The sequence below is a fragment of the Mucilaginibacter pankratovii genome, from assembly GCF_014773265.1.
In the GTDB taxonomy this organism is placed as follows: domain Bacteria; phylum Bacteroidota; class Bacteroidia; order Sphingobacteriales; family Sphingobacteriaceae; genus Mucilaginibacter; species Mucilaginibacter pankratovii.
Genome location: NZ_JACWMY010000009.1, coordinates 238,711 through 261,856, shown reverse-complemented (window position 1 = coordinate 261,856; position 23,146 = coordinate 238,711). Strand labels below are relative to the sequence as shown.

The following is a 23,146-nucleotide window of genomic DNA, read 5'->3' as shown; positions in this document are numbered from 1 at the left end:
AGCTATCATTGCATACTTATGGATCTGAAACTGCATAATAAAGTGGCCCTGGTACTTGCGGCAAGCAAGGGCCTGGGCAAAGCTATTGGCACCGCCTTATCTGCTGAGGGCGCGATAGTGGTGATAGGCTCGCGCGATAAAACGGAGTTGGATAACACCGCTGCCGAAATAACAAAGCTTACCGGCAACCCGGTGCTGGCCCTAACCGTTGATGTAGCTGACGCGGGCCAAATTGCAGCTTTTGTAAAACAAGCCGCCGATACCTTTGGCCGGATAGATATCTTGCTGAATAACGCCGGCGGCCCGCCCTTTGATAAATTTGAAAACATTGATGACGAGCAATGGCTGCAGGCATTTAACCTCAACCTGATGAGTGTGGCGCGCACCAGTAAACTGGTACTGCCTTATATGAAACAAAGCGGTAGCGGGCGTATTATCAATATCATCAGCGGATCGGTAAAGGCGGTGCTGGCCGGCTCGGTGCTCTCTACCGCCATGCGGATGGGTGTGGTGGGTATGGCTAAACTGATGGCCGATGAATTTGGCCTCTATAACATCACCGTAAACAATGTTGCACCGGGACTGATCCTCACCGACCGGATAAAGCACACCCTGCCTAAAGATGTTGATACCGAACAGGCCATGAAGGATAAAGCTAAAAGCATCCCCCTCGGCCGCATAGGCGATCCTCAGGAACTTGCAGCACTGGTAGCATTCTTAGCTTCTGAGCAAGCAAGCTATATCAGCGGGCAAACCATACAGGTGGATGGTGGTGCAAGCAGGGCTATATATTAATTAACACAAATTTCACGAATTAGGCGAATTTCACGAATTGCCATTATTTTGCTCTGCAATTGCCGTTTGAGCGTATCACAACGTGACTTTTAAACAGATGCCTGCGCATCTCTCTCCCGTTTCCACTGCACACCCCAACTGAGGGTTGCTATTAGGGCACCTGCGGCTAATCCACCTGAAAAACCCTGCATGAAATCGGCCGTCTTATTGCCCCGAAAGTAGGGTGTAAAATTTGTGATGATGAACACGATAACGGCCAAAATAGTTAACCAAAAGGGCGATATAGAATTTCTTTTTCATGATGGTAAGATCTATAATCCAAGGAATAAGAACAAAGCAGCAAATGCCTTAATTTATTCTCATTCGTGGAATTCGACTAATTCGTGAAATTAGTTTTTCATTGATTTTTCTCTTATCGCCTTAAACTCCGAACCTGCTTTCCAACCGGGGAAAGTGCTTTCGTTACCCAGTTGCTGGCCCAGTTTATACATCAGGTCGGTGGTTTGGGCCATGCCCAGGGTGTTCATGCTGTCGCTGTAATTGTCTGATGGCTGGTGATAGCGATTATCGTTGTACTCTTTCAGTTGTTCGGTACCGTAGGCTTCGCCTTTTGTTATGGAGTTTGCACCGTTGTGCAGATCTAAGGCCGGCACGCCCACCTTTGCAAAATTAAAATGATCCGACCGGTAGTAACTGCCCGAGCCCGGTGTTTTATCGCCTACAACCGTCCAGCCGTAAGGTTTGGTAAGTGCTATTACGTAATCATCCAAATCGTTTTGCCCTTTGCCGGTGATAGAAAAGTCGCAGGTTTCGCCAAAATCAGATAATGCATCGATGTTAAGGTCGGCAACTGTTTTATTAAGCGGGTAAACAGGATGGGTACCGTAATATTCAGATCCTAAAAGCCCCTGCTCCTCGGCTGTAACCGCCAGGAAAACAATAGAGCGATTTGGTACATCCTTACCCTGCGTGAATTTTTTGGCAACAGCTAAAATAGCCGCTACACCGCTGGCGTTATCAACAGCACCGTTGTAAATGCTATCGCCTTTTATAGCCGGCATTTTAACCCCAAAATGATCCCAGTGAGCCGTGTATAAGATATACTCGCCCGGCGCGGTGCTGCCTTTAAGGGTGGCTATCACGTTATGCGAAGTAGAATACTTCAGTTTGTTTTTTAAGCTTACCGATACCGAGCTATTCAACGGTATCCCCTTAAAATCTTTTTTGCGGGCATAAGCGCGCATATCTTCGGTAATCCCGGCACCTGCAAGCAGTTTCTTGGCGCTCTCTTCGCTCAGCCAGCCCTCAACCTTGCAACGGTTCATGTGCTTATCAGCCTGGGTTAAGTATAGTTTTGAACCCGTGAAGCTGTTTTGGATCACCTGCCAGCCGTAGCTCGCTGGTTCGGTTTGATGAACAATGAGCACACCGGCAGCACCCTGGCGGGCGGCTTCCTCGTATTTATAGGTCCAGCGGCCATAGTAGGTCATGGTATCGCCTTTAAATAATTTTTCGGGCGCTTTAAAGCCGGGATCGTTCACCAGCACCACAACGGTTTTGCCTTTTACATCAAGGCCCGCGTAATCGTTCCACTTATATTCGGGCGCTACAATGCCATATCCCGCAAAAACAAGCGGCGAGTTTTTTAACTCCAGCGACGGCAGTTCCTGGCGGGTAGCGGCAACAAAATCGATGGTGTTTTTTACATCCATAGCTGCTTTGCCGGTTATCTGCATGGTCGGCGCAGCGGCAGGACCTATCTCCACCATCGGCACATCCTGGTAGTAGCTGCCGTTGTTGCCCGGCTCCAGGCCAAGCTTTTTGAATTGCGACGATATGTACGCGATAGTTTTATCCTCGCCGGCCGTAAACGGCTTGCGGCCCAGCAGCGAGTCGTTGGCCAAAACGGCTATATGCTGTTTTATATCGGCAGCCAGGGCCGTATCAGTGGCGGTGGCGGCTTCCTTTTTTTGATCAGATGTACAGCTTGCTAAAAAAGCTGCGAAGCCGGCAAGGGCAATAAAAGCAATGGATTTGATCTTCATGGGTTTGAGGCCTGTTTAAAAATCAAATATATAAAAGGCGCGGATTGTTTGCTTGTAATTTATTTGATGGAGAAGACAGCAGTGCTGGTTATTAACACTGTGGGTAAATAACCTTTTTTGCCAACGCCTCCTTAACTCAAAAATTTGCACTTTTGCAGCTCAGCAGATTTGCATCCCATGGACCAATATTTCATTATAGATTTCGATAGCACCTTTACCCAGGTAGAAGCACTTGACGAACTTGCCCGCATTTCCCTTAAAAACCACCCCGACAGAGAGGCTATTTACAAACAAATAGAAGACCTCACCAACGCTTCGATGGAGGGCCGCCTTTCGTTCACCGAAAGTTTGCAGGCACGGGTAAAGCTATTATGCGCTAACCGCGACCATCTGAAACAACTGATCACACACCTGAAGAAGAAGGTATCTACTTCTTTTTCGCGCAATACCATTTTCTTTAAAAACCACCAGGATGAGGTACTCATCGTTTCCGGCGGGTTCAAGGAATTTATTATCCCGGTTGTTACCGAGTATCATATTAAAAAAGAAAACATCTACGCCAATACTTTTGAGTTTGACGAGGAAGGCAATATTGTAGGGTACGACCGTACCAACCCACTCTCACAAGAAGGTGGCAAGGTAAAATTGCTGAAAGAGCTTAACCTGCCGGGAGAGATCTTTGGTATAGGTGATGGTTACTCCGATTTCCAGCTGAAGGAATCGGGCATGATCAAAAAATTCTTTGCCTTTACCGAGAATATCGAACGCAAATCTGTAGCCGAAAAGGCCGACCACATTACCCCAAGCTTTGATGAATTTTTGTACATCAACAAGCTGCCAAGGGCTATCTCCTACCCAAAAAATCGCATTAAGTGTTTAGTAGTTGGTGATATTGACGACGAGGCTTTAGGTCAGATGAAACGCGAAGGCTACAACCTGCGCCATAAAGATATTATTGAAGAAAAGTACCTGGACGAAGCAGGTGTATTATTCTGCGACGAGGCCAACCAGCCAACTCCGGAGCAGATCCAGAATGCGGGCCGCCTTAAAGTAATTGGTTGTTTCGGCAGGATAGGTCGCAAATTATCCGAAGCCGCTTGTGCCGCGGGTATCATCATATTCGACGACCCGAAGGATAACCCCCGCAATTCCGACTTTATCCCCAAGAGGGTTATCGCCTTTATGAATGAGGGCCGTACCCACATGAGCTGTAACTTCCCCGATCTGCAGCCGCCGCGCAACAACAACGCGCACCGTTTGATCCACATCCACAAGAACGTACCGGGTATCCTGGCCAAAATAAACGAAGTTTTCGCTCGTCACAACATCAATATAGTTGGCGAGTTTTTGGTGACCAACAGCCAGATAGGCTACGTTATCACCGATGTAAATACCGGCTACGAAGCAGGGGTACTAAACGAATTGAAAGCTATTGAGCAGACGATAAAGTTTAGGCTGCTTTATTAGGCAGTTCATGGATGATAGTTCATAGTAAAAGAGCTCCGGCCATGAACTATGAACCATCAACTATTAACCAAAGGCACCACCAGTACAGGCACCTGAGAACTGCGCACTACGCTTTCGGCTACGCTGCCCATCAGCAGGCGGTCGATCCCTGTGCGGCTGTGCGTACCTATAACGATCAGATCAGCCTTAAACTCCTTGCTGCAATGCAGTATGCCATCGGCTGTTGAACCATATTCGTTAAAATGCGTAACCTTCAAATTGCCTGCATATTTTTTTATGGTGCGGTTAACAATGTTATCGCTCATGTCTTCCTGTATGTTGAGTAGTTCCACCTCATTCACGCCCGAATCCTGAAAAGGCAGCCCGGTAATGGTATCGTTGGTGGTTACCGGCGTTACCATTGGCTCTACAATATGCACCAGCCCCACGTGGGCGTTGAATGTTTTAGCAAGGTCGAAGCCATAAGAGGCCGCGTACTCGGCAAATTTGCTGTCGTCTATACCGATAAGGATCTTATTAATATGCATGGTTGTAAGGGTTTTTGGTATTGCTTAATAAACAATTTGCAGGCAATATGTTTTGGCAAAGATGCAGCCGTTATAATTTATATTTTGCCAGCATCCTGTGCAGGTATTTAGGTTTGGCCGCCTCGCCTGCGGGCAATTTGGCATGGGCTACCCGCTGTGCCGGATAAATGCCGCCTTCGCCGCTAAAAAAATAGGCTGTAATACAGGCCACCGCAAAAAACAGGGCGTACTCGCCCCCAAAAAGTTCTATCCCCATTAGGGTGCAGGCTAAAGGTGTATTGGTAGCGCCGGCAAATACCGCTATAAAGCCAAGCGCGGCAAAAAGGCCGACAGGTGCGTTCATCAATTCGCCCAGCGTATTGCCGAGGGTAGCACCTATATAAAATAGTGGCGTAACCTCACCACCTTTAAAGCCCGTGCCTAAAGTTATTGCGGTGTAGATCAATTTCCATAACCAGCTAAACGCGAGGCTTCCGCCATGCTGAAAAGCCGATACAATGGTAACGGCGCCGGGGTACTCCGGTTCTACACCCAGGCTCAGATAATCGGGCCTGCCCAATAAATAAGTTAGGCCTATGATGAGTAAACCACCACAAACCAGCACCAGCCAGTTTACTTTGATCCATTTTAAAGCAACATTCTTAACCAAATGCACGGCATTGGCAAAGGCCATGCTTACCAGGCCGAAAACAGCCGCGGCGATTATCACTTTGGCAAGTAATATTAAACTCACCGGTAAATGCTGGCCATAAAGCACCTGGCCTGTGTCAACAATATCTACATGGTATAGCGTATGCTTAACGCCCCAAGCCGATACCGTGATATCGCCGATAAGCCCGGCGATAAGACAAGGCAGCAATGCTGTATAGTTAATACGCCCAATGGCAATCACCTCCAGCGCGAAGATGGTACCCGTTAAGGGCGTACCGAATACCGCGCCAAAACCTGCCGCTACGCCTGCTGTTAGCACGGTTTTTTTATCGGCTTCGTCCAGTTTAAACCAGTCGGCAAACAGGTTAGCGAGGCTGCCGCCAATTTGTACGGCGGTACCTTCGCGCCCGGCAGAGCCGCCAAATAAGTGGGTAATAACGGTGGTAACTAAAATAAGCGGGGCCATGCGTTTTGGCACCCCGGCACCGGGTTGGTGAATCTCGTCGATAATGAGGTTATTGCCCCGCTCGGCAGATTGGCCGTACCATTTGTATAGCAAATGAATAACAATACCCGCCAATGGCAACAAATACAGCAGCCACGTATGCCCAAACCTGTAGTGGATGGCCCAGCCAAGCAGCCATAAAAACAAGGCTACCATACTGCCGATAGCAATAGCCACGGGGATAACGATCACCGACCAGCGGATAAGATACTTTAAGAGATTGAACTGATTAGAAAAGAATTTTTTAAACATAACCTACATGCAAATAAATAAATATTTGGGTAGGCGTCATCAGCTTTGCAGCGGTTCAAATAGGCAGAACACCATTGCCTTTGTGTGTAGCAAATATATCTTTTATTTCGGATTTCGGAAATCTCAAATCCCACATCCGAAATCCTTCTTATCTTTGTCCAATGAGTATCTCTCCCGAAATAGAAAACAAATTAGCCCTGCTGCAGGAAAAATACGAGGCCATGGGGCAGGATATGAGCAGCTACCTGGATGGCTTGCTGCATGCCGATTTTTTAACCTATTGGGACTACATCCACCTGGATACTTTGCTGAGCCTGCAAAGCCCAAAAACACCCTTCCCTGATGAAGAGATCTTCATCATGTATCACCAGATAACGGAGCTATATTTTAAGCTGAGCTTGCACGAGTGCAAGCAAATTGCATCCGCCACCCCATTAACGGCAGAGTTTTTCACCAAACGCTTGCAGCGCATTAACCGCTATTTCGAGGCGCTTACCAATTCCTTCGAAATTATGGTGGATGGGATGGAGAAAGAGCAATTCCTGCAGTTCCGCATGTCGTTACTACCTGCCAGCGGTTTCCAAAGCGGGCAATACCGTATGATAGAGATCTACGCTACCGATTTTATCAACCTGGTGGCTAAGGACCAGCGCGAAGAATTGCGCGGTGCAACTATCGATGAGCAATTTGAGCACATCTACTGGAAATTTGGCGCTACCGAACTTTCTACCGGCAAAAAAACGCTCACCCTAAAACAGTTCGAAAAAAAGTACGCCAAAACGTTTATCGAACTGGGCAAAAGTGTTAGTACCACCAATTTTTACAGTTTGTATAAACAACTTACAGCAAACGGCGAAAATACTACCGCATTGGCCGAACAATTGAGACAGCTGGATATTAATGTAAACGTAAACTGGCCGCTCTCGCATTACAAATCTGCCGTGCGCTATCTGCACCGCGAACCCGAGGAAATAAAAGCCACGGGTGGTACCAACTGGCAAAAGTATCTGCCTCCGCGTTTTCAAAAACGAGTGTTTTATCCTTCGCTTTGGTCGGCAGAGGAGTTGGAGGACTGGGGTAAAGGTTGGGTTGAAAAAGTGGTGAGCGGGTTGTAGCAGCGGGGGCCGCTTTCACCATGGTACAGTAGCAGAGGGGCGCTGCTCCTGTTTATCAATTTTAGCGCACGGTTAACATGCTGTATTCCTTCACACGATCAGCTACCAGCTTTTGGATCTCGTCAAAACATTCAAACTTATTCATCACAAATAATGATTTCTTCGACGGGAATTTATTAATGAGGTAGATACCCTGCTTAGCGGGTTTTACCTGGCTGATATTCTCAAACGCTATGGCAACATCGGGCTGGCCCGATACATGCAGCGTAATTTTATCGTCATCAACGGTAAGCTCGGTGCTATCGGTGTTCAAAAAATATTTCTTGCGGCCGTAAAAGAAAAAACCTGTAAGTGCGGCCAAAATTACTGCAAAAACGGCTACGCTTATGGCATCGCCGGTGCGGTAAAGCAGGCTGTAAGAAAAAACGCCTATGATAGCAGCAAACGAAGCTAAGATGCTAATGGTCCACGCCCGCTTTAATTTAAGCCGGCCCTCCGTGGTCAGTTCATATTTCGACATGGTTGTTTAGGGTTTAAGCCTACTAATATACCTTTAGTAGTTTAAAAAGTGAAAAATCAGGCGAAAATTTTTTAACTTGCCATTTTTAGGATAACACGTACTGCCATGACCGAAACTCTGGACATCAAACTTACCAAAACATCACAATCGCGTTTAGCACAAACCGATTTTGACAATCTGCCCTTTGGGCGCACTTTTTCTGACCACATGCTTGTGGCAGATTACATCGACGGCGAATGGAAAAACTTCGAGATCGTCCCTTACGGCCCAATTGCCATGAGCCCTGCTATTTCTGCCCTGCATTATGGCCAGGCTTTTTTTGAAGGCATTAAAGCTTACAAACATGCCGATGGTACGGTCACTATTTTCCGCCCCGATAAAAATGCTATTCGTTTTAACAAATCGGCCGAGCGCCTTTGTATGCCAACGCTGCCCGAAGATATATTTGTACAGAGTATTGCCGCCGTGGTAGATATCGACCGCGACTGGATCCCAACCAAAGAGAACCACGCCCTTTACATCAGGCCGTTTATGTTCGCTACCGACCCATACCTGGGCGTAACGCCATCGGCTACCTATAAATTTGTAGTATTGCTTGGCCCTGTTGGCCCATATTTTTCTAAGACATTGCGCGTTAAAATAGAAACCTATTATACCCGCGCTGCCGAAGGCGGTATGGGTTATGCAAAAGCTGCAGGTAACTACGGCTCGTCTATGCTGCCAGCCCGCAAAGCTGCCGAAGAAGGTTTCGACCAACTGATCTGGACGGATGCCAAGGACCACGCTTACATTGAGGAAATGGGTGCCGCTAACGCGATGTTCCTGTTAGATGGTAAACTGATCACCGCCGAGGCTGGTAACACTATTTTGGATGGTGTAACCCGCGATACGGTTATTGCTTTAGCCAAAGAGTGGGGCATCACCGTTGAAGAACGTAAGGTTTCTGTTGCCGAAATTATTGAAGGTGCCAAAAACGGCAAATTAACCGATGCTTTTGGTGCCGGTACCGCCGCAACCATCGCGCCTGTAGGCTCTATCAGCTACAACGGTGAAGAATACTTCCTGAGCGATCCGGAAACACGGGAGTTTTCTAAACGTGTATTCAACACGCTGGATGCCATTAAATACGGCACCACGCCCGATACCCACGGCTGGAACTACGTTGTTTAATTTTTAGTTTCAGATATCTGGAGCCCTGCAAGAAATTGCGGGGCTTTTTTTGTTGCTTTTATCTTACCTGTATGTCATTTCGAACCAAGCGATAGCGAGGGAGAAATCTTGTTAGATATGCAAGGCGAACATGCAAAGCTCGCTACCTTGCATATCTAACAAGATCTCTCGTCGCTGCGCTTCCCTCGAGATGACAAGAAGCTTAGGATAGTTTACATCTCCGCCTTCACCACAATATAAGGCGACAGCGCTTTACTCTCCACCGGGATAACCTTGGTAAACACTTTCCCGGCTACCCAAATGGTTTTCATCAGCAATTTGGCAACAGCGGTTTGTTCGGATTTATTCTCCAGCCATACCGAAAATTTGCCGTGGTAATAAGCTTCCACATTTTTCAGCCCTAAAGCTTCGCAGCTGCTTTTCAGCAGGGCGAGGTCCATACTGTTAATGTTGTGCTTATCGTAGTTCTCTTTATCAAAGCTGCGCTGCACCCATCCGTTCACGCTTTTAAAGTTTGGCAGAGTGATGAACAGCGTACCGCCCGGCTTTAAAAATTTAAGGTGCTCGCCAATGATGAATTTAGTATCGTTAAAGTGCTCTATCAAGCCAAAGGAAAGCACCATATCGTACTTTTCGGCAGGTTGGCAGGTAAACAGATCAGCTTCAATGATACCGATATCGCCTTCTTTCAGATCGTTCGCTTCGAGCAGTTGATTTACCAGTTCGGGGTGGATAAAATAATCCAGCAGGGTGGTTTTTAATCCTTTATATTTTTTGAGGTAGATGGCATAGTAACCCGGGAAACCACCCAATTCAATGGCGGTTTTAGCACCCTTTTTGGCAATGATCTTGCCTAAAATATCCCCAAAAACATAATTGGGTTTCAGTTTAAATATCAGCCCTATCCTCGATTCCCAAAACGATTTCCAGAAGGCCCTGTCGGTTAAATTATTGTCCATTAAATATCGTTAGTTTGGGTTGCAACCCCTGTTTTCTTTTCCAATACCCGTGCCGGGTTGCCCACTGCTATGCTGTTTGCCGGGATATTTTTCACTACTACCGCTCCGGCACCTATTACTACATTATCGCCAATAGTTACATCACCAATGATGCAAACGTTTGGGCCGATATCCACATTATTGCCAATTTGCGGGCACTTGCTATGGCTACCATCCGCCAGTTTTTTGTGGCCGATGGTAACGCCGTTGCGCAGTACGCAGTTTTCGCCAAGGATGGTGCCGTAGTTTACAACGAGCCCCTGCCCGTGGTAAAACACCAGGTTTTTACCGGCGGTAAGTTTGCGCGGAAGCTCGATCCCTAAGCTCCATTCTACAAAAAAACGGTAGAACATAAGGTACGGGAAAAAGATAATTTTGAGCAGCATATAGCGGTTGATAGCATTTACCAGCCTGAACATAAACAGCACCAGCTGCGCTTTTATATTGCCCCGGTTGGCCCGCCAATCCTGGAATAAATACGCGAAAAAATTCATGCCTGTCTGCTAATTTTGCTGTGATGCTTCGTGTTGAAAAAGATGAAGCGTTCAAAAGTAAAATTTTTAATTTTAGTATCATTATACTTGCCCCGATAAATGACGTTACCAAATGAAGGTTGCCTTAATAAACACATCTGATTCGGGCGGGGGCGCCGCCGAAGCCTGTATGCGCTTATTAAAAGCCCTGCAATTGCAGCAGGTGGAGGTAACCATGGTAGTGCAGCACAAAAACCGCAACGAACCCGCAGTATATTCGGTAGAAAAAAACAAACTGGATAAACTGCATTCCAATTTCGATTTTTTTTACGAGCGGCTGCCCTTTATCGCCTTTAAGGCAAAGGATCGCAGTGTACGTTTTGCTTTCTCTACAGCCAATGCCGGTACGGATATCAGCAATGATCCCGTGATAAAGGATGCCGATATCCTGCACATCCACTGGACCAACTCCGGCTTTTTATCCATAGCCGATCTGGATACGCTGATCAAATTAAACAAACCCATCGTTTGGACACTGCACGATATGTGGATGTTTACCGGCGGCTGCCACTACGCCGGCGATTGTAATCATTTCGAATACGAATGCGGCAATTGTTATTTCCTGCGCAATCCTAAGCCCGACGATATTTCGCATACCGGCTGGCTCCGCAAAAGCAAACTACTGGGCGATACAAAAAATATCTCCTTTGTAACCTGTAGCAGGTGGCTGGGGGAGGTGGCTAAAACCAGCACACTGCTTAAAAACGCGAGCATCCAGGCTATCCCCAACCCTATTGATACCGAACTTTTTTCGCCGCGAAAGATGGATGAGGCAAGAAAGAAATGGGGGATCGATGCCGGTAAAAAGATCATCCTGTTTGGCGCGGCCAACATTGCCGACAGGCGCAAGGGGCTTGCTTATTTGGTAGAAGCCTTAGCTTATCTTAAAAATTATCCCGGCACGGAAAACGTGGAAATGGTGATCTTTGGTAAAAACAAACGTTTTGATACCGCTACCCTGCCTTTCCGTGTACATCAATTAAATATCATTACTTCGGCAAGCGACCTGGCCGAGATCTATAGCCTGGCCGATGTTTTCCTGCTGCCATCGATAGAAGACAACCTGCCCAACACCATTATGGAGGCCATGGCCTGCGGCACACCGGTAGTTGCTTTTGATACCGGCGGCATACCCGATATGATAGATCATGAGGTTAACGGCTACCTCGCTGCCTTTAAGTCCTCGGCCGATCTGGCTGCAGGCATCAATTACATTTTATCTGCCGCCAATCCCGCAATACTCTCAGATGCGGCACGCGAAAAGGTGCTGCGCGATTTTAATAACGAGAAAGTAGCCGGGCAATACATCAGCCTTTATCAATCAGTTTTGAAAGGAGCGAACGCATGAAGCCTACCCTATCGGTAATTACCGTTGTATACAACAATGTGGCCGATATTGGCCGCACCCTGCTTTCGGTGCTTAACCAAACCCACCCGGCAATAGAATATATTGTGATAGACGGCGGCTCCACCGACGGCACATTGGATATCATCAATACCTACAAAAGCCGCATCGCCAAACTCATCAGCGAACCGGATAAGGGCATTTACGATGCCATGAACAAAGGACTGGCCATTGCTACCGGCGATTATGTGATCTTTATGAACTCGGGCGATGAGTTTTACACCGCCGATACCGTTGATAAAGTTTTTGCCACTGCCGATGGTGCCGATATCTATTACGGCGAAACCGAAATGGTGAATGCCCGCCGCGAAAGCCTTGGTCAGCGCCGCCATAAAGCGCCGCGCAAATTTAGTTGGCGAAGCTTTAAATACGGCATGAGTGTAAGTCACCAGGCTATCTACATCCGCAGGGCGTTAACAACACCCTACAATCCGGCTTATCAATTGAGCGCCGATATCGACTGGATCATCCGCGCGGCTAAAAAAGCAAAAAAGATAGTTAAAGTGGAAGGCTACGTGGCGAAGTACCTGGTTGGCGGCATGTCTAAAGCCAAACACCGCCAAAGTTTAAAAGAGCGTTTTGCTATTATGAAAAAGCACTACGGGCTAATACCTACCATTTTAAACCACCTCGTTATCGCCATAGCCCTGGGTGCTTACTGGCTTAAAAACCGGCGAACGAATGATTAACGCCCTTGCCAAATTAAAGTACACACTGTCCTAAACTTCCGCCTTAAAGGTGCCCCCCCCTTTTTGCGTTAAGCAATTTTCGTGTTTTATTTCGCTAAAGCATGCTAAGCCCATGTTAAACTTGTAATTTTTTTAATTACAAATTAATTATTGGCATGGCGGTTGCATATACCTTATCAAACAAATAAGAAAACACTACTATGGAAACTACCACAGAAAAATCATTAGAAGTATTAAACGACTTAATAGAGATCAATAACGACCGTATAGATGGATTCACACGTGCAGGTAAAGACCTGGGCGAAGGTGATATCGATCTGAAGGCTGTTTTTGAACAATTTGCCAGCGATAGCCGTCAAAACGTGCAGGAGCTAAGCGCAGCAGTAGGCCAAATAGGTGGCGAATTAGAAACCGGCAATACCGTAACCGGCACTTTGCACCGCGCCTGGATAGATGTAAAAGCTACATTTACCGGTCACGACCGTAAAGCGATCTTATCAGAATGCGAACGCGGCGAGGATGCGATTAAAAAAGCATACCGCGATGCATTAACCGAAGATAACGGCTTATTGCCAGAGCACAGCGCTTTAATTGCAACGCAACAGCAAGTTATAAACGAAGGCCACGATACCATCAAGGCCTTAAGAGATGCACAGGTGTAAATCAACACATTATTGACAGGAGCCGCACGGTAAACCGTGCGGCTTTTTTTATTTTTTTAAAACGAATACACATTTATAAATCCAACGAAAGATTTTTATCGTTATATTTGTAATCATTATAAATAATACTTCTACATTAATTTTTTTACGCTGTGATCATACTTATCTTCTTCCTGGCTCACTGGTTTTTATCCCTGTTCTTTCAAACGTTCTTTCTGCATAGGTACGCCTCTCATAAAATGTTTACTACCAATATATTTTTCGAGCGCACCTTCTACATCATGACGTATATTTTCCAGGGTTCATCATTTTTAAACCCCAGAGCTTATGCCATTATGCACCGCGAGCATCATGCATATAGCGATACCGAAAAAGACCCGCACTCACCACACTTTTTTACGGATGTTTTCCAAATGATGTGGCACACCGTGTTAAGCTACCGCGACCATATTAAACGTTTAAAAGAACCGGAAGAACGCTTTAAAGGCAATTACCCCGAGTGGAAATTCCTCGATTATATTGGTTCTTCCATTATCTCCCGCTTGGTATTCGGTGGTTTATATGTAGCCTTTTACGTGCAGTTTGCTACCGCATGGTGGATGTTCTTGCTGATCCCTATTCACTTTATGATGGGCCCTATCCACGGTGCAATTGTAAACTGGTGCGGCCACAAATACGGTTACGCTAACTTTGATAATAACGACAAATCAAAAAACACCACCCCGTTCGACTTTTTTATGCTGGGTGAATTATTCCAGAACAATCACCACAAGCGCCCAAACAATGCAAACTTTGGCGCTAAATGGTTCGAGATAGACCCCGTGTACCCGATAATGAAACTCATGCACTGGGCCAGGATCATCCGGCTCCGAAAGGCGTATCTATAGTTTAGGTGAAAGGATAAAGGTAAAAGGCGAAAGGTAAATTCTTTCGCCTTTTCTGTTATATACTTACCGGCTGAGGATGCAAAGCCATTGAGCAAGAAAGCCAACCTTTTACCCTTAACCTTTCACCTTTTACCTTATATTTGCCCTTCGTAAAAAATCTATAATGAAAGTATCGGTATTAGCGCAGAATTTAAGCGGCTCTGAAATTATAAAAATAGCAGGCGAAATAAACGAATTAAAAAAACAAGGCCAAAACATTGCCAACCTCACCATCGGCGATTTCGACGCTGATATTTACCCTATCCCTACCGAACTGAAGGACGGCATTATTGATGCCTATAACCATAACCAAACCAACTACCCGCCCGCGGATGGGATGCTGAGCCTGCGCGAAAGCGTATCGGGCTTTTTAAAAAGCCGCATGGGTCTGGAATATGGTGCCAACGAAATATTGATCTCGGGTGGTTCACGCCCGCTGATCTATTCTACCTATTTAGCCCTGGTTGATCCGGGCGATTGGGTGGTTTTTCCGGCACCATCATGGAACAACAACCACTATTGCGATCTTACCGGCGCCGAAAAGCTTATCGTGCCCACCCGTGCCGAAAATAATTTTATGCCAACAGCAGATGAACTGCGCCCGCATTTAAAAGGAGCGACTTTGCTGGCCCTTTGCTCGCCATTGAACCCTACCGGCACCATGTTCAGCAAAAAGGACCTGGAAGAAATTTGCGACCTGGTAATAGCCGAAAACAAAAGCCGCCCCGCAGATCAAAAACCATTGTACCTGCTGTACGACCAGATCTACTCTCAACTCACCTTCGGCGAACACAAACATTACGACCCGATCACCCTGCGCCCGGAATTAAGGGATTACACCGTGTTTGTAGATGGCGGTTCTAAATGCTTTGCAGCAACGGGTGTACGCGTAGGCTGGGGCTTTGGCCCGGCCGAGATCATCAACAACATGAAAGCCATTGTTGGCCACATGGGTGCCTGGTCGCCCAAGGCAGAGCAGGTTGCCATGGCAGAATATTTGAAGAATGAGCCTGTTGTGGATACTTTCCTCGACAAGTTAAAGGCAGACATCCAGGCAAGCCTGAATACCCTGCACGAAGGCTTCCAGGCTTTAAAGGGCGAAGGTTTTAGCATAGATTCTATCGAACCGATGGGTGCTATCTACCTTACTGTGAAAGTTGATTATATAGGCAAAACCACAGCAGATGGCAAAATACTGGCCAACTCTGCCGATGTAAATTTTTACCTCATCAAAGAAGCAGGCGTGGCCCTGGTACCGTTCTCGGCATTCGGTACGGGCGATGATAGCGCCTGGTTCCGCGTATCTGTTGGGGCAAGCACCTTGCAGGAGATGAAGGATCTGTTGCCAAGGGTGAAAGCGGCGCTGGCGAAGTTGAAATAAGCCACACCCCAAACCGAATTGCCATTGCGAGGAGCGGCGGGGAGGCCGTGTGGGAGCGCGACGTGGCAATCTCATAGGACGAGCGTCGCTACTTTGCAGGTTTGCTAAATGTCCCATGAGGTTGCCGCGCTTCGCTCGCAATGACAAAATGGGAATTATGCACTAACTGCTTCCTGCTAAAGCCCGCTACAAACTGCCAACCAAGCTACGCTACGCTCGATATATACTTCACCAAACTCCTTTTAGCTACGGGCAATAAAGTTTGCTCCAGCGGAAACGCAATATCGCTTTGCACATAATACACCGCCGGGTTGGGCAGGTGCTTGTGCCGGCGGATCAGATCAAGCTTAATATATTCCGGCGTGGTGGTGATACTTTGCTCGTAGGTATCAATAAACTGTACGTTGATGCCGCGAAACTTGTCGTCTTTGTTCTCGAAAATGGTCACCTGGTATTCGTAGATGTAATTGGTACGTTCCTTGCCATTCCGTAAGCTAAAATAACCGTGATAGGGCATCAGCGGTACCAGCCCTATTGGGTCGATATTGAGGCGGCTTTCCACGAAATCGTAGATCTCCATGCCCGTTTGTATGGCCGGGTTCATTTTGCTGAGGGCGTAGTAAATAATGCTTTCTATCTCCGCCATCGATGTATCATCCTGTACTATTTTTTGATAGGTTAGTTTCACAGCTTCAATATCGGCCTTGGTGAGCCGTTGCGGAAAAGCCTGTTGCAGAGCGCTTTTATTGTTCTTAAAATCGAGCAGGTTGTTGTAATGAAATATCAGGTCGGTAAGGTTGGGGTATAGCCTGCTCTTATCAAAATGGCGGTTTATCTCCTGCAAATAATCCAGCAAAATGTATTTTTTGTGCTCAAAATCTATCGAGCCTTCTATGAACCAGTTGATGCCTAATGATTTCATACTTTAAACAGTTTTACGATTAGCTTAAATTAAATAAAAAACGTCAATTTGCATAATGCAACCAGGAACGCTTTTTTTAATACCCGTACCCCTCGCCGATGCCGCCTCGGCAAAATCATTTACTCCCTACCTCGTAGATACCATCAACGCGGTAAAAGAGTACATTGTAGAGAACGAAAAAACCGCCCGCCGCTTTTTAAAAGAGGCCGGGCTGAAAACCCCGCAAAGCGAACTGGTGATCCACGACTATGGCAAACACAACCGCGACAGTGGCTTAAAAGAGTTCTTTGCAGGTTTGATGGCCGGTAACGACGTTGGTTTAATGAGCGAAGCCGGATGCCCGGGAATTGCCGACCCCGGCGCAGATATTGTAGCCGAAGCGCACCGCAAAGGCATTAAAGTAGTGCCATTGGTGGGGCCAAGTTCGCTATTATTGGCGCTGATGGCTTCCGGGTTTAGCGGACAAAGCTTTACTTTCCACGGCTATATCCCCATTGATAAAGTGGAGCGCGCCAAAAAAATAAAAGAACTGGAAGCCTTGGCCGAGAAGAACCAAACGCAGCTGTTCATCGAAACACCCTTCCGTAACGATAGCATGCTGGATGATGTACTGAAAGCCTGCAAGCCACAAACAAGGCTTTGCATTGCCTGTGATATTACAGCGTCTACCGAATTTATAAAAACCATGAGCATAGGCGACTGGAAGAAACAAGTGCCCGATCTGCGCAAGCGCCCGGCTATTTTCTTACTCTTCCACGCCTGATGAACTGATGATAGCCCTGCCAAAACATACCGAGGTACTGATTGTAGGCGCCGGCCCTTCGGGGCTGATGATGGCCGCCCAATTGCTGCGCTACGGGGTTATCCCTACCATTATTGATACCCGGCAGGGCCCAACCAATCATTCTAAAGCATTAGCCGTGCAGGCCCGTTCGCTGGAGATCTATCGACAAATGGGTGTTATAGCCCAGGTATTAAAAGAGGGGAAGCCCGCGGGCGGCGCTATGCTGCATCGCGGAGAGGAAGTTATTGCCAGCCTGCCATTGCGAAATGCGGGCACCGGGCAAACGCCTTACCCTTATGTTTTAATGTTTCCGCAAAGCAAAAACGAACGCGTTTTACTGGACCACCTTACCTTAAACTGTTGCCCCGTTTATTGGCAAACCTCGCTTGTTGCATTAAAGCAAACAGCTGATGGCGTGGAGGCAGAGTTGGAAACCGGCGGTAACACCCAAACCCTTACCTGCAATTATGTTATAGGTGCCGATGGCGCGCATAGCGTGGTGCGCAAGCAATTGGGGATAGCATTTAACGGTGACACTTACCAGCATAAATTTTACCTGGCCGATGTGAAGATAAACAATGCCTTTACAGACGATTTTGTACACCTGTATCTGTCCGGCAAAGGCTTTGCGGGGTTTTTCCTGATGCCTGAAGCAGGTAACTTCAGGGTAGTTGGCAACCTGCCCGCTATATTGGATAATGATGCGGAAAAAACTTTTGATGATGTATTGCCTCACTTACGCGCGATAACCGCCCTGCCGCTGGATGTGGAACAGGTAAACTGGTTCACCATTTATAAGCTGCACCACCGAATGGCCGATAAATTTAACGATGGCCGCTGCTTTTTGGTGGGCGATGCTGCGCATATCCATTCGCCGGTTGGCGGCCAGGGTATGAATACCGGCCTGCAGGATGCATACAACCTCGCCTGGAAACTGGCGGGCGTAGTAAACAGACAGTTTGCCCCCGGCATATTAAACAGCTACGCGGAAGAGCGGATGCCTGTTGCCCGCGATCTGCTCAACAGCACCGATAAGGTGTTTAACATGGTTACCTCGCAGAGTTTGTTTAGTAATTTTATCAAACGCTTCATCGTTCCGCCGGCGCTTAAGTTCTTTTGGAAGAAGGACAAAATGCGAACGGCATTTTTTAAAGGCGTATCGCAAACGGGTATCAACTATCGCGACAGCAAACTGAACCTGCACCTCAGCCATAATTCCCAAATCAAAGCCGGCGACCGGCTCCCTTACCTTGAGATCTTCGACAAGAAGAAGCAAGAAAAAACAGATATCCACGCCTGGTGCAGCAAGCCCGGTTTCACGCTTGTCACTATTGGAATAATACAAGAAAATTACCTGTTTGCCCTGGCCAAATGGATAACCCAGCGGTATAACCAAACACTCAACTTCTTCCACCTGCCCCCATCTGAAAAGAACCAGCATATCCTCGATGCGTTTGAGATTCGCCCCGGGCAGCGCAAAGCCCTCATCATCCGCCCGGATATGCACATCGGGTATATGAATGATGCTGTAGATATTGAACTGATGGATAATTATTTGAGGGATGTGGTTGGGTTTACAGCGTAAAAACACACAATCCGCCACGCCCTCCTCAATTTTTCTGAACCATGATTTTCCTGATTATAGGATTACTTGAAGCTAAAAATCAAGGCAATCTGTCAATCCCGTAAATCAAGGTTCAGACAACTCTTTGCGTTAGGGATAGAAGTGGAAAGCCCGTAAACGCAGCGCAGCGAAGTGCGGACTTGTAACGGATAGCGCGGGCCGAAGGCAACGCCATTCTGCTGAAACCTTCCACAAAAAAGCCCCAACTCCTTTACAGAGCCGGGGCGGGGGATATAGCTAATATATAAATGTGGGCTAATTAACGGATGGCCTTTGCTGCCACAAATGTGCCCGCGGCATTAAATGCTACTACATATTTGGTGTTGTTCACCGTTATAAACACATCATAGCTTTGTATAACGCCCGCTTTACTTATTGAAAACGCCTTGTTAAATACATAGCCCGCATAGGTGGTAGTCAGGTAAGTAGTCGCCGGGGCAGGCAATGCTGCTTCTGTTACCGAAGCTATTTTACCATGATGGTTATCTATCAGCGCACGTTTTACCAAACTGCCCGCCGGGCTAATTGCGGTTGCATATAGGCCATTATTCTTACTAATGAGCACGTAGGTGCTATCGTGAGTTACAAAGGCGTGCAGCAGCGTATCAGCAGCGTAATTGGCCGTAAAATAAGTACTCACCGCTGCCGGGATGGCCGATAAGGCTATGGTATCGCGCGGGTGGCCGTTACGGTCGCCAAAGGGGCCGCCTTCGTGGAAACGGCGGCCATGTTTCAAGTCGTCGCCAATGCGTTGCTCCAGTACGCTTACAAAAGTGCCGTCGGCAGCAAATTTTAAACCTACCGGGTTGCCGTTAAATTGTATGGCCACAATGTAGTTTACCAAGGTACTCGTGCTGTCTTTTACCGAGAAGGCCTTTTTAAAGGTATAGCCCGCATAGTTTGCTGTTAAATAGGCAGCCACGGTGGCAGGTAGCGCACTAAAGGCAACGGTATCTTTTTTATCTCGCTTGCCCATACAGCCCACCAAATACAGGCTATCGGTACTGCCCGATAAACTAATAGAAGCGATGGCAATAGAGCCGGTAGAAGCAACGGCGGTTGCCAAGGCACTATTGGCAGCAGTGGTTGTAGTATCTGTCGCGGTATTGGCGGCATCTTTTGTACAGGACGAAAATGCACCAATACTGCCCAGCAGCATTAAACTGTAGTAGATAAATTTACTTTTCATGATTCTTGATTTTGGTTAAAAAATTGGTTTGCTATATATTCAATTGTTGTTTTGGCTGATTATGATGCCATCAGGTAATCCATTCGCGAAGCGAACAGGCTAATATCCAGCGGCTTTACAAACAGGGCCTCGCATTTATAAGCTTCGGCAAGTATTTTTTTGCTTTTGTAGGTAGTAACCACAATAATGGGAACGCCGTGCAATTCGGTATCTTCTTTAAAATCCCGGCAAATTTCCTGGCACTCATTGTTCAGCAACAGGTAATCTAAAATCACCAGGTCGGGTTTTAAAGCCTTGGCACTATCGTAAACCGCATTTGGATCGTAAGTAATGTGCACCTCAAAATTGCCCAGGTGCATCAGGTCGTCCACAACAGACAGTATGCGGTTATCTTTATCCAGTACCAGTATATGTTTTTTATCCTCAAAAGCTCTCATGGTATTATTTGCTAAGTTTTATGAAGCTAAAGTGCGGGTTTGCAGGCAGCTGCGGCGGAGAGTATCGTTTAACGGGTATAATGTATCGACTAAGGGGAACTTGATGTGCAGATGAATGATGTTTACTTAAGAACCGGCACGTTGCGTAGCCTCACCCCAACCCCTCTCCAAAGGAGAGGGGCTATAAATCCTCTCCTCTGGAGAGGATCTAGGTGGGGCCACTAACTCTTAAGCAAACGACATTGATGTGCAGATGGGTTTGCCAATTGCCAACTGCTTACCGTCAGCAGAATTATGGCAATGCCGACGGCCCTGCCTACCAGCAGGCAGGCCGCGCTTTACGCTCATACTGCGCAGGCCTTAACCACAAGGCCGGTATCCGCTGCAATCGCTATTGCGGTGTTAACCAGAATTTTTAGGATTAACGGATTATCCAAATTTTTGACGGCATGTCGATAAAAATCCCAAGAATCGTATAAATCCGCTCAATCCCGGTTCAGACCTACCTCAACACCAATACCCACCCGCTCAGCACATTCCCGTTCTTCAGGTCAATTTTATAATAATAGGTGCCGGTGGGTATCTGCTTGCCGTTATAGGTAGCATCCCATGCTTTCGGGTACCCCAAACTACTGAACACTACCGAACCGTAGCGGTTAAAAACCTGCGTGTTAGCTTCGGGGTAGGTATCCAGCGCACCAACCTCCCAGGTATCGTTAATGGCATCGCCGTTGGGGGTGAAGGTATTGGGGACGGTTACCTTTTTATATACGCGTACAAAAACATCGTCCGTAGCTTCTAAACCGCAGCCGGCGTTGGATAAAACGTGCAGCGTATAGGTAACGTCTTCCAGCGGACTTATCGTTGGTTTAAGATCTGTTATGTTATCAGAGCCATCAGAAGAGCTCCAGTAATAACTTACATTGCTGCCACCCGCGCTGCCGTCTAAAACTACAGATTGCCCCTGGGTGATGTGCTTATCGGCCCCTGCATTGGCTACCGGTTTCTTTAAAACATTAATGGTAACCGTTGCTGTACTGGTACAGGCGCTGCTGTTGCTTACGGTAACGGTGTAAGTGGTAGTTTCAGCAGGACTGGCAATTGGGTTGGCTATGTTTGGATCAGATAACCCTGTGACAGGCAACCAGGAATACGTTGCGCCTCCGCTTGCTGTTAGCTGGGTAGAAGCGCCTTCGCAGATCTCGTTACTTGCGGCACTCGCTACTGCAATAGGCTGGGCATTTACGCTGACATCTACATGCGCCACTACCTGGCAGTTTGATGCCGAAGTAACCGTTACGTAATAGGTGCCCGATGCCGCCTCGTTAACAGGGCTTATCACCGGGTTTTGCAGGGTTGATGTAAAACCGTTTGGCCCTGTCCAGGCCCAGGAAACACCGGCAGATGCGCTTAGCGATAAACTTTGCCCGGCGCAAACCGGCGAGTTGGAGGTAGCCGATGATGAGGGCGACGAACCTACAGTAAGCGTCAATTGGTTTGATGCCGACCTGCAAAGTGTAGAGGTAATATTATCCGTTAATGCCGTAACCACACGATATTTATAAGTGCCGGCTGTAGTTGGCGAGGTAAAAGTATAAGAGGCGGAAGTATTATTTGCTCCGGGCACATCTGCCCACGCGCCGCTGCTGTTTTGGTATTGCCACAGGATGGAGTACCCATCCGGCGCAGTGGTGCTTAAGGTATAGCTTGTTGGGTTATCCGAGCAGGCATCGGCTGTTACCGTCTCCGTAGTGCTGCTGAAGCTTGCTTTTATATCGGGCCCGTATGGCCGGAAAACAATATCATCTATTGCAAGGTCATTCGCAGGGGCACCGCCCGCGCTGTTGTTCGACATCTTGATCACCACATCAGAAACCCCGGCAGGCAAGGTGAAGTTAAACGGGTATTGGATCCATTGGTAACTGCTTTTTAGCGCGATATCGCCGGTATTAAAACTCTGAATGGGTGTGCCGTCGGTCTTCTCAATAGAGAAGGTAATATTAGGCGGACTGACATCCCTGCTCCTAAGCAAATTCACCACCCATGCCGAAAACTGGTATTTTGTATTGGAGCATAAAGCATGCACCGTACGCTTATAAAAATAATCGGTTTTTGATACACTGGCGTTCACCACCATCATATAGCCGCCGGCGTTGCCGGTATGGTCTGTTCCGCTCCACCAAACGTTGCCGGAGCCTGCCGTAGTGTTTTCGATGGTGTAGGAGCCGTCGTTAGGAAAATCGTTGCTGCTGTAAGTATAGCTCGCAGTACCCGAATCGGCAGACAGCGCTCCCGAGTGCGTGCTGCTGCCTGCGCCAAAAGTGATGTTCACTACCGGGTCGCCCAAGCTCTGGGCCCGGGTTTGGAGGGTAGCAGCAAGCAGAAACAACATCGCGCAAGCAAAAAAATGCGCAAAAGGTCTCCCTGCCCGCCTTTCACGGGAAATTTTTAAAGCAATAAACTGAAACATGATGTTAAAAAATGGGGCGTTGCGCAGCACACGCAAACGCCCCTATCGAACTATTATGAAAATTGAGAACAGTTATTTT

22 protein-coding genes and 1 riboswitch are annotated in these 23,146 nt (G+C 47.3%); of the genes, 12 read left to right on the top strand and 10 right to left on the bottom strand.

The genetic code is table 11. From position 1 onward, the window contains the following. Positions 1-18: 18 nt before the first annotated feature. Entirely contained in the window at positions 19-795 is a 777-nt protein-coding gene (locus IDJ77_RS18230) for an SDR family oxidoreductase (protein WP_191190412.1), read from the top strand. Positions 796-1,184: 389 nt separating this feature from the next. Here IDJ77_RS18230 and IDJ77_RS18225 read toward each other — a convergent pair whose 3' ends face one another. Next, entirely contained in the window at positions 1,185-2,840 is a 1,656-nt protein-coding gene (locus IDJ77_RS18225) for a M28 family metallopeptidase (protein WP_191190411.1), read from the bottom strand. Between the two features lie 177 nt (positions 2,841-3,017). Here IDJ77_RS18225 and IDJ77_RS18220 point away from each other — a divergent pair, with 177 nt between their 5' ends. Beyond that, positions 3,018-4,307, top strand: coding sequence for an HAD-IB family phosphatase (locus tag IDJ77_RS18220; RefSeq protein ID WP_191190410.1), 1,290 nt, complete (start codon positions 3,018-3,020; stop codon positions 4,305-4,307). Positions 4,308-4,363: 56 nt separating this feature from the next. Here IDJ77_RS18220 and IDJ77_RS18215 read toward each other — a convergent pair whose 3' ends face one another. Together IDJ77_RS18215 and IDJ77_RS18210 are read right to left on the bottom strand one after the other, a co-directional pair. Further along, positions 4,364-4,834: a universal stress protein gene (locus tag IDJ77_RS18215; protein WP_191190409.1), complete on the bottom strand. Its 471-nt coding sequence runs from the start codon at positions 4,832-4,834 to the stop codon at positions 4,364-4,366. A gap of 70 nt (positions 4,835-4,904) precedes the next feature. Further along, positions 4,905-6,242 (bottom strand): voltage-gated chloride channel family protein, encoded by a 1,338-nt coding sequence (locus tag IDJ77_RS18210; RefSeq protein WP_191190408.1) that lies wholly within the window; start codon positions 6,240-6,242, stop codon positions 4,905-4,907. A 23-nt stretch (positions 6,243-6,265) separates the two neighbouring features. Next, positions 6,266-6,330, bottom strand: a riboswitch (Fluoride riboswitch). A 73-nt stretch (positions 6,331-6,403) separates the two neighbouring features. Here IDJ77_RS18210 and IDJ77_RS18205 point away from each other — a divergent pair. Further along, positions 6,404-7,357 carry a tryptophan 2,3-dioxygenase family protein gene (locus IDJ77_RS18205; protein WP_191190407.1) on the top strand — a complete coding sequence of 318 codons (954 nt, stop codon included), beginning with the start codon at positions 6,404-6,406 and terminating at the stop codon, positions 7,355-7,357. A 61-nt stretch (positions 7,358-7,418) separates the two neighbouring features. Here IDJ77_RS18205 and IDJ77_RS18200 read toward each other — a convergent pair whose 3' ends face one another. Further along, positions 7,419-7,877: a hypothetical protein gene (locus tag IDJ77_RS18200; protein ID WP_191190406.1), complete on the bottom strand. Its 459-nt coding sequence runs from the start codon at positions 7,875-7,877 to the stop codon at positions 7,419-7,421. A gap of 105 nt (positions 7,878-7,982) precedes the next feature. Between IDJ77_RS18200 and IDJ77_RS18195 the strand changes: the two genes are divergently transcribed. Further along, entirely contained in the window at positions 7,983-9,047 is a 1,065-nt protein-coding gene (locus IDJ77_RS18195) for a branched-chain amino acid aminotransferase (protein ID WP_191190405.1), read from the top strand. A gap of 212 nt (positions 9,048-9,259) precedes the next feature. On the opposite strand, the gene IDJ77_RS18190 is transcribed toward IDJ77_RS18195, so the two are convergent. Together IDJ77_RS18190 and IDJ77_RS18185 are read right to left on the bottom strand one after the other, a co-directional pair. After that, positions 9,260-10,006 (bottom strand): class I SAM-dependent methyltransferase, encoded by a 747-nt coding sequence (locus IDJ77_RS18190; RefSeq protein WP_191190404.1) that lies wholly within the window; start codon positions 10,004-10,006, stop codon positions 9,260-9,262. Continuing rightward, positions 10,006-10,539: a DapH/DapD/GlmU-related protein gene (locus tag IDJ77_RS18185; protein WP_191190403.1), complete on the bottom strand. Its 534-nt coding sequence runs from the start codon at positions 10,537-10,539 to the stop codon at positions 10,006-10,008. Before IDJ77_RS18185 ends, IDJ77_RS18190 begins: the two co-directional genes overlap by 1 nt. 112 nt (positions 10,540-10,651) lie before the next feature. Between IDJ77_RS18185 and IDJ77_RS18180 the strand changes: the two genes are divergently transcribed. The 5 genes from IDJ77_RS18180 to IDJ77_RS18160 all read left to right on the top strand — a co-directional run bounded on the left by IDJ77_RS18180 (position 10,652) and on the right by IDJ77_RS18160 (position 15,641). Beyond that, the gene (locus IDJ77_RS18180) at positions 10,652-11,926 is read left to right on the top strand and encodes a glycosyltransferase family 4 protein (protein WP_191190402.1); all 1,275 of its coding nucleotides are present in this window, start codon (positions 10,652-10,654) and stop codon (positions 11,924-11,926) included. Then, positions 11,923-12,672, top strand: coding sequence for a glycosyltransferase family 2 protein (locus IDJ77_RS18175; RefSeq protein WP_191190401.1), 750 nt, complete (start codon positions 11,923-11,925; stop codon positions 12,670-12,672). Before IDJ77_RS18180 ends, IDJ77_RS18175 begins: the two co-directional genes overlap by 4 nt. Positions 12,673-12,872: 200 nt before the next feature. Next, a complete protein-coding gene (locus IDJ77_RS18170; protein WP_191190400.1) occupies positions 12,873-13,334 on the top strand; it encodes a ferritin-like domain-containing protein in 462 nt (153 codons plus the stop codon). Between the two features lie 152 nt (positions 13,335-13,486). Beyond that, positions 13,487-14,221 carry an acyl-CoA desaturase gene (locus IDJ77_RS18165; protein WP_191190399.1) on the top strand — a complete coding sequence of 245 codons (735 nt, stop codon included), beginning with the start codon at positions 13,487-13,489 and terminating at the stop codon, positions 14,219-14,221. 163 nt (positions 14,222-14,384) lie between these two features. Continuing rightward, on the top strand, positions 14,385-15,641 hold the full coding sequence (locus IDJ77_RS18160) for a pyridoxal phosphate-dependent aminotransferase (RefSeq protein WP_191190398.1): 1,257 nt from the start codon (positions 14,385-14,387) through the stop codon (positions 15,639-15,641). Positions 15,642-15,846: 205 nt separating this feature from the next. Here the strand turns inward: IDJ77_RS18160 and IDJ77_RS18155 are convergent, their stop codons facing one another. Then, positions 15,847-16,563, bottom strand: coding sequence for a hypothetical protein (locus IDJ77_RS18155; RefSeq protein WP_191190397.1), 717 nt, complete (start codon positions 16,561-16,563; stop codon positions 15,847-15,849). A gap of 55 nt (positions 16,564-16,618) precedes the next feature. On the opposite strand from IDJ77_RS18155, the gene IDJ77_RS18150 reads away from it, so the two are divergent. Together IDJ77_RS18150 and IDJ77_RS18145 are read left to right on the top strand one after the other, a co-directional pair. After that, positions 16,619-17,326: an SAM-dependent methyltransferase gene (locus IDJ77_RS18150; RefSeq protein WP_191190396.1), complete on the top strand. Its 708-nt coding sequence runs from the start codon at positions 16,619-16,621 to the stop codon at positions 17,324-17,326. 7 nt (positions 17,327-17,333) lie between these two features. Continuing rightward, a complete protein-coding gene (locus tag IDJ77_RS18145; RefSeq protein ID WP_191190395.1) occupies positions 17,334-18,932 on the top strand; it encodes an FAD-dependent monooxygenase in 1,599 nt (532 codons plus the stop codon). 298 nt (positions 18,933-19,230) lie between these two features. Here IDJ77_RS18145 and IDJ77_RS18140 read toward each other — a convergent pair whose 3' ends face one another. Together IDJ77_RS18140 and IDJ77_RS18135 are read right to left on the bottom strand one after the other, a co-directional pair. After that, on the bottom strand, positions 19,231-20,160 hold the full coding sequence (locus IDJ77_RS18140; RefSeq protein ID WP_191190394.1) for a PepSY-like domain-containing protein: 930 nt from the start codon (positions 20,158-20,160) through the stop codon (positions 19,231-19,233). A 59-nt stretch (positions 20,161-20,219) separates the two neighbouring features. Beyond that, on the bottom strand, positions 20,220-20,597 hold the full coding sequence (locus tag IDJ77_RS18135; protein WP_191190393.1) for a response regulator: 378 nt from the start codon (positions 20,595-20,597) through the stop codon (positions 20,220-20,222). A 245-nt stretch (positions 20,598-20,842) separates the two neighbouring features. Between IDJ77_RS18135 and IDJ77_RS18130 the strand changes: the two genes are divergently transcribed. Further along, positions 20,843-21,016, top strand: coding sequence for a hypothetical protein (locus IDJ77_RS18130; protein ID WP_191190392.1), 174 nt, complete (start codon positions 20,843-20,845; stop codon positions 21,014-21,016). Positions 21,017-21,099: 83 nt separating this feature from the next. Here IDJ77_RS18130 and IDJ77_RS18125 read toward each other — a convergent pair whose 3' ends face one another. Next, positions 21,100-22,989, bottom strand: a complete 1,890-nt coding sequence (locus tag IDJ77_RS18125; RefSeq protein ID WP_191190391.1) for a gliding motility-associated C-terminal domain-containing protein — start codon at positions 22,987-22,989, stop codon at positions 21,100-21,102. Positions 22,990-23,146: the final 157 nt, after the last annotated feature.